The 6,769-nt window shown below is 64.4% G+C and carries 6 protein-coding genes; 5 read left to right on the top strand and 1 reads right to left on the bottom strand.

The annotated features are described in order from the left end of the window. Positions 1–342 (top strand): LysR substrate-binding domain-containing protein (locus tag ABIB45_RS22255; RefSeq protein ID WP_354218008.1); only part of this gene is annotated, 342 nt, incomplete at its 5' end. A 573-nt stretch (positions 343–915) separates the two neighbouring features. Next, positions 916–2,589, top strand: coding sequence for an exo-alpha-sialidase (locus ABIB45_RS22250; RefSeq protein WP_354218007.1), 1,674 nt, complete (start codon positions 916–918; stop codon positions 2,587–2,589). A gap of 548 nt (positions 2,590–3,137) precedes the next feature. On the opposite strand, the gene ABIB45_RS22245 is transcribed toward ABIB45_RS22250, so the two are convergent. After that, the gene (locus ABIB45_RS22245; protein ID WP_354218009.1) at positions 3,138–3,833 is read right to left on the bottom strand and encodes a GntR family transcriptional regulator; all 696 of its coding nucleotides are present in this window, start codon (positions 3,831–3,833) and stop codon (positions 3,138–3,140) included. 159 nt (positions 3,834–3,992) lie between these two features. On the opposite strand from ABIB45_RS22245, the gene ABIB45_RS22240 reads away from it, so the two are divergent. The 3 genes from ABIB45_RS22240 to ABIB45_RS22230 all read left to right on the top strand — a co-directional run bounded on the left by ABIB45_RS22240 (position 3,993) and on the right by ABIB45_RS22230 (position 6,466). Next, positions 3,993–5,030 (top strand): FUSC family protein, encoded by a 1,038-nt coding sequence (locus ABIB45_RS22240; protein ID WP_354218006.1) that lies wholly within the window; start codon positions 3,993–3,995, stop codon positions 5,028–5,030. 201 nt (positions 5,031–5,231) lie between these two features. Further along, positions 5,232–5,975: an SDR family NAD(P)-dependent oxidoreductase gene (locus tag ABIB45_RS22235; protein WP_354218004.1), complete on the top strand. Its 744-nt coding sequence runs from the start codon at positions 5,232–5,234 to the stop codon at positions 5,973–5,975. A 2-nt stretch (positions 5,976–5,977) separates the two neighbouring features. After that, positions 5,978–6,466, top strand: a complete 489-nt coding sequence (locus tag ABIB45_RS22230; RefSeq protein WP_354218003.1) for a MarR family winged helix-turn-helix transcriptional regulator — start codon at positions 5,978–5,980, stop codon at positions 6,464–6,466. Positions 6,467–6,769 lie beyond the last annotated feature (303 nt).

The following is a 6,769-nucleotide window of genomic DNA, read 5'->3' as shown; positions in this document are numbered from 1 at the left end:
GCAGCCGTCCGGACAGCCATAGCGGCCGGCACCGGCCCCGGGGTCCTGGCTGCCTTGGCGGTACGCGATGACCTTCTCCTGCATCGACTGGTAGCAATACCCGTTTCCGGGACGCCGATGCGCCGGCCCCTGACCGCGATCTGGGCCACCGGCGCCACACCCCCGGCAGGACCGGCCCGCGATCTGGTCGCTATAGCCTCCACTCCCCAGACCAGCAAAGCCGCTCCAAGCACGACCATGCGAAAGTACCCGATACCCCCGGCAACCCACGCAGAGCCGCCAACGAAGGGACCGAACCACTCCCAGGCGACAAACGGTATCTCAGAACACCCGGCAGAATGACGGTACGTGCGGCCACTTGCCGCAAGGACCGCCATTCTCGAATCAAGCTGTTCTTGAAATCCTTCGTTTTCGAGACGATCTCAGCTTTTTATGGCATTTTGCGGCGGGACGTGTCGCGGGGAGGACCCTAGAGCGCGCTACCTCGCTTCGTCCAACTAGCCTCGATTTTTCATGACGGTCGGGGGGCCGCGGGGTGGGGGCTTGATTCTGCTCCGGGTTTATTTTTGTGGGTTTGGGCGTGCTGGTGGGACCTGTTGTCGCTGGTTGGGCGTTGGGTTCCACGGCTCCGATGGGTCGTGCTGGTCGCTGAAGGGGCTGCCCGTGTGGTTCTTAGGCCAGGAGGTGGACCCGTTATCGGATGCTGGTTTTCAGGCTGGCAATAGCGGCAAGGAGTTGTGGCGATCGTGGCGGTTTCCGCCGCTTTCTCAGGGATCGCAGCCTGGTCCGCCGGTAACTGAGCGGTATTGGCTCTAGCCCCGCGCAAGCATGCCCTCTTTCAGCGGGCCTCTCGACAGTGAGCCCCGCCACAGGTATGTTGTGGGATGTCCAACATCGCAGATCTCAAGGAGAGACATGAACCCCTCTAAACAGTCGTACGCCCGACGGCGTCCGAGTACCACGCTCGGTAGGCTCGGCGCCGTCGCGCTCGGCGCCGTCATGCTCGGCGCGGGTGCCGCACCCGCCGAGGCCGTGCCCGGCACCGGCAATGACGACGCCGCCGGGCACTTCAGCAGCCAGGTCCTGGCGTCTAACGGCGACAACGGGATCGACCCCGTCCTCGGCAAGTACTACCGGATCGTCGGGCTTGCGAGCCTCGGCAACGGCGTCGTGCTCGCCTCCTACGACGGTCGCCCCGACGGTCGCGACTCCCCGTCGCCCAACTCGATCATTCAGCGCCGCAGCACCGACGGCGGCAAGACGTGGGGTGCGCCCATGTTCGTCGCCCGCGGCCAGGTCACGGCGCCCGGCGTCCTCCGCTACGGATTCAGCGACCCGAGCTACGTCGTGGACCGTGAAACCGGCACAATCTTCAACTTCCACGTCTATTCGAAGGATGCGGGCTTCGGCGCGAGCACGCTCGGCAACGACGACGCCGACCGCAATGTCATCAGCTCCGAGGTTTCCGTCTCCACCGACGGCGGTCAGACGTGGTCCACAGACCCCGCGAACCAGCCCACGCTGCCGACGCCGTCGTCCTACGCCCCGAACTCGAAGTACGCGGGCTTCGCTGGCCCCCTCATCACGAGCGTCGTTAAGCCGGTGGGCAGCACCGTCAACGGCGCCGCGAACGTGGGCGGCGTCGTCGGCCAGTTCGCGGCCTCCGGTGAGGGCATCCAGCTCCAGTACGGGCCCCATAAGGGGCGCCTCATTCAGCAGTTCGCGGGCACCGTCATCCAGATGGACGGCTCGAAGCAGATCCAGGCATACAGCGTCTACTCCGACGACCACGGAAAGAGCTGGCACATGGGTCAGCCCGTGGGGACCAAGATGGACGAGAACAAGGTCGTCGAGCTCTCCAACGGCGATGTCATGCTCAACTCGCGCGACAACGCGGGGGGCGGCGGTCGCCGGATCGCGATCTCGCACGACGGCGGCGAGACCTACGGGCCCGTTACGTACGACCACACGCTGACCGATCCGCGCAACAACGCCTCGATCACGCATATGTTCCCGGACGCGCCCGAGGGCTCGGCCGACGCGCAGAAGCTCCTCTTCTCCAACGCCGACAATCCGCCGTTTGCTCGCGTCAACGGAACGATCCGCTACTCGTGCGACAACGGAGCGACTTGGAGCACCTCACGCGCCTTCGCGCCGGGCCTGGCGACCAGCTATTCGACCGTGACCGCGCTCGGGAACGGCCAGTACGGCGTCCTCTATGAGGGTGCGAACAACACGATCACGTTCGACACGTTCGACGCCCGGTGGCTCGGCCCGCTGTGCGGAACGTTCTCGGCCGGCGCCGCTTCGGTGGCACCGGGCGGTTCGGCCGATGTCACCTTCACCGTGACGAACCGCGATGACCACGCCTTCTCGCGCGGCACTGTCTCGCTGACGCTGCCCGTCGGCTGGAACGCGACAGACGCGAACGTCCCGGCTCTCCCCGCCGGACAGTCTGCGACCGTGACCGTCCGCGTGACCGCGCCGGCCTCGGCGAAGGCTGGCACCGTGACTGGCCGTGCGGAGTTCACGGCAGCGCAGGGGCACTTGGACGTCAAGGTCCCGGTGACGGTCAACCCGGCCTCCTGACGCGAATGCTTGAGAAGGACCCGGCATCTGGGTAAACCAGATGCCGGGTCCTTCTCTGTATAGCCACGCGCCATACGCCGGTGGGCAGATCCCCCAGGTTGGCGTCGGGCAATAACAACCGTGAGACACAGGTTCACCGGCGACTGAGCCAGCCAGCCAAAGCGGTGTCCGGTGGAGGGTCCTCAACGGCAAACCCCGCCACTTAGCACTACGAGAACCACGCCACATAGCTCTGCGATTCACAATCTCGGCTTCGACCAGTGAGGACGGGCCGGTCCTCCGCGTCTTGATAAAGGATCCTTTGACGGGACCCGGGTAGAAGGACTCCCCGACGAGTTTTTACTGCAGATCGGCGTCGCCGAGGCGGGTGACCCTGTTGATTTCGGCGTGCTGCGTGACCGGTTCGCTGCCTGCAAAGGATCCGAAGCGCATCCGCTCCACCCTTGCGAAGCATGGGGGTCCTTGTTCGAGTAGCGTCAGAGCATACTTGCTGTAATCGGGAACCCGGCGTTCGCGGAGACGCAGTGTTTTTCGCGGAGACGCAGTGTTTAACAGCGGATTTTAGTCTTCAAAGGTACCGGCACGGCTTCCCGGACGCGGCCGGCGACGGTCAGCCGCATCCGATCGGTCCGGAAGATGTCCTCGGAGTATTCCACGGGCTCACCGGCGGCGGCCCACGAGGTGCGGTAGATTTCCAGCATCGGAACTGCCGGGTCGATCCCGAGCAGCTCCGCCTTGGCTCCGGTGACCAGCACGGGCAGGAGCTCTTCCCTGGCAGAGACGGGGGCCAGGTCATAGTCCTGCTCCATGAGCCGGTAGAGGGAGCCTGCCAGGTCCCGTTCCGGCAGGCCGGGAAACCGGTGTGCCGGGAAAAATGAATCTTCCAGCACAACCGGGATATCGTCGGCGAACCGGATCCGGCGGATTCGGTGGGCCTCCTTACCGGGGGCCAGTTCCAGGGCTTTCGCGACGTGCGGCGGGACGGCCATGGTTTCGGCTGCCAGCAGGCGTGAGGACGCGGTGCCGGCGGTGCGCAGCAGCTGCCTGCTCAGCCCCATCAAGTCCGAAATGTCCACCGTCGGCAACGGGTGGGCGACGAATGCCCCGCCGCCGCCGCGGCCCTGGACCTTGTCGATGTAGCCGGCGTCTTCCAGACCGTCCATGGCCTGGCGTAAGGTCATCCGGCTGACACCAAGAGCCGTGCTCAGCGTGCGCTCGGCCGGCAGCCTGGTCCCTCGCGGCAGCTGCCATGTTCAATTGTGAATGGGCGGACATGCGCGGCCAGCGTCCTGGGCCAAACCCGCACATCTTGCATGTGTAGCAGACCGGACGGATTGCCGGGGCGATTCGTGCCATGAGAATAATAGTGTTCTGTCGTGGAATCGAGAGGGATTCGCACCAGTATGGTGGTTGTTACTGCCGGTCTGTTCACCAAATCCGTCTTCGGAGGGTTGGTGCTCCTGCTACCCGCCGACCCATGCAAAGGTAATGACACAATGGTGATTTTTAGCCGCCCTCAACCGGGAACCCTACCGATAACGTTCAAGCTTTTGGTGGCAATCCTGATTCCTTCCGCAATCGTGAGCGTGCTGGGAGGGCCGTCGGCCAGCATGGGATTTGGCCTGGCCATGGGCTTGGGGATGGCGGTTACTCCCGTAAGTCGGCCGCCCCAGGCGGCGCTGCTGGTGGTCCTGGGTGCCACACTTGGCGGGTTGGCGTCATTGGCCGGTTCAACGCCGTGGGCCATCGCGGCGCTCATGTTCATCTCTGCGGTCCTTTTTTCGGTCACCAACCAGCGCTCCGCCGGGCTGCTGTCGCTGACCCCGGTCATGGTGATTCTGTTTGGCCCGGGTCCTATCAACCTCAGCTGGTGGTCCGCGGCCTTGTGGATTCTTGCTGGTGGCGTGGTGGGTGCCTTCATCACCCGCCTGCTGAAGTTCCAGGCCCCGACCCTTCCCGTGGAAAAACGTACTGCCTGGGAGCACGGTATGGCGGTGGGCCTGTTGTGCGCCGCGGTCATGTTCTGGAGCCTGTCCAATGACATTCCCCATGGTTACTGGATCGCGGTGACCGTACTGATGGCCTTGCGGCCACTGCCAGACCAGCGCCGCGAGACCCTGAACGGGCGCCTTATTGGCACGTTACTAGGGGCTGCGGTGGCCCTGCTGGCCGTGTTGTTCCTGCCGGTGTGGGGCGCTGTCATTGTCGCCGTGCTGTGCTTGTTCTGCCTGGTCTGGTATTCCATGGGAGGGGCCTACCTAATGCAGGCGATGGCCTTGACACCGATGCTGTTGATCTTCGCCTCCCTCGGCGACGTCGGGCGCGGTTTCGAGCTGACCATTGAGCGTGTCATTTTCACGGTGATCGGAATTGCCGCGGCGGTGGTGGTCGCGTTGCTGCTACGGCGCTGGGAATCCCGGCGTGAGGTCGTCTCCGGCTAAAACTCCAACACCGCCCCTGTGCGCCGTCACCCGGTAGCCGCGCGCTGCTTCGGGAAACATCGGTCCGCGAGGGTCTTTGCGCCTCGATTGCAACGTGCCCGCGGAGCGACGGCGTGCTGCCGGGCCCGCGCTCCGCTGGCCACCTCCCGGGCATATACTGTCCATACGACAGTAAAATGTTTTAAGGAGAAGATCTTTCCCATGCTTTTTGAGAACCAAGTAGCACTTGTCACCGCAGCGGGTGCCGGAATCGGCCGTGCAATTGCCATTCGACTGGCCGCCGATGGTGCCTCGGTCATCGTCTCAGACGTCGACGACGAGGCCGGCGCCGAAACCGTTTCTCTCATCGAGGCCGCCGGCGGACGCGCCGCCTACAAACATGCCAATGTCGCCGAAGCGGAGGAGGTCAACGCCCTGGTTCCCTTCGCAATCGAGAGCTTCGGCCGCTTGGACATGGCCGTGAACAACGCAGGTGTAGGGGCCATGCCTAAGCCCGTGCAGGAGATCGCCGCCGCGGACTGGGACCGCACCATCAACGTGACCCTGCGAGGCACCTTTCTGGCCATGCAGACCCAGATCGCACACTTCCTGGAGCAGGGACGAGGTTCCATCGTGAACATCGCCTCGCTTGCAGGCATCAGCGCCACACCCCAACTGACTCCCTATGGAGCGGCAAAGCACGGGGTGGTTTCCCTGACCCGCAGCGTTGCCAAGGAAAACGCGGCACTGGGCATCCGCGTCAACGCGGTCGCGCCGGGGGCCATTGAAACCGCTGCTCTGGCATCCCTGCCTGCCAAGGCCAAAGCCGGATACGCCGCGGAAATCCCGATGAAGCGCCTGGGACAGCCGGAGGACATCGCCAACGCCACCGCCTTCCTGCTTTCAGACCAGGCCGCCTTCATCACCGGCGTTGTGCTGCGCGTAGACGGCGGAACCGAGGCCTAGCCATGGCGGCAGCGGAGCAGAACGCGGCCCTGATCGAGATCCTGAACGGGATCTTGGCGCAATGGACGGCACCGGACTTCACCACCGCGGTCGCCGCGCGCGAGGGTGTGGTGCTGGACCCGGGGGGCCTGACGCTGCTCACCATTCTGAACAACTCCGGTGCGCAGCGGCCCTCGGCGCTGGCCGAGCGGATGGTCACCGGAGCCTCCAACATCTCAAAGATCACCGCGCGCCTTCAACAGGCCGGACTCGTTGGTCGCTCCGGGGACCCGATGGATTCGCGGGCCTCACTGATCGTGCTCACCGAGGCCGGGCAGCGGGCAGGGGAGGCACTGCAGCGTTCGGGAAATTCCCTCATCGATGAGCTGCTGGAAGGCTGGAGCGCCGAGGACCGCAGCGACCTGATGCGGCTACTGGCCCGGTTCGAGGTCGACAGCAACCGCGTAGCAGCCACCTTAAGGGACACTCAAGGCCCGCCTACGTGCCCGTAGCCGCCGCCTTTCGCAGTCTCATAAAACTATCCTTTATCCAGACGAACGGTCGCTCTGTTCAGGGCTGGTCGAGGCCCAGCATTGTGAATCGTAGCGGTAGGTGACTCGGATTCGGCGCGCTATTTCATCAACGAGAGGATATGGCCGTTAGGAGTCCAGGCTTACGGGGTTGGGCCCATGGGAACGGCGCCCCGAAAGGGCGGACTCTCAACTAGGTGCGTGGGTCAGAAATGACAGGCCCTAATTCTTAAAACGCCGACAGAATAACCATGTCCTCGTAGGGGCGGCTGGGAGAATCGTGGG

This window comes from Arthrobacter sp. UYCo732 (assembly GCF_040547265.1).
Classification (GTDB): domain Bacteria; phylum Actinomycetota; class Actinomycetes; order Actinomycetales; family Micrococcaceae; genus Arthrobacter.
This window is presented reverse-complemented; position numbering and strand designations above follow the sequence as displayed.

Bases quoted from the DNA above. Each gene is read 5' to 3' on its own strand.
- ABIB45_RS22250 (WP_354218007.1), top strand. From the start codon at position 916: ATGAACCCCTCTAAACAGTCGTACGCCCGACGGCGTCCGAGTACCACG.
- ABIB45_RS22240 (WP_354218006.1), top strand. From the start codon at position 3,993: ATGGTGGTTGTTACTGCCGGTCTGTTCACCAAATCCGTCTTCGGAGGG.
- ABIB45_RS22235 (WP_354218004.1), top strand. From the start codon at position 5,232: ATGCTTTTTGAGAACCAAGTAGCACTTGTCACCGCAGCGGGTGCCGGA.
- ABIB45_RS22230 (WP_354218003.1), top strand. From the start codon at position 5,978: ATGGCGGCAGCGGAGCAGAACGCGGCCCTGATCGAGATCCTGAACGGG.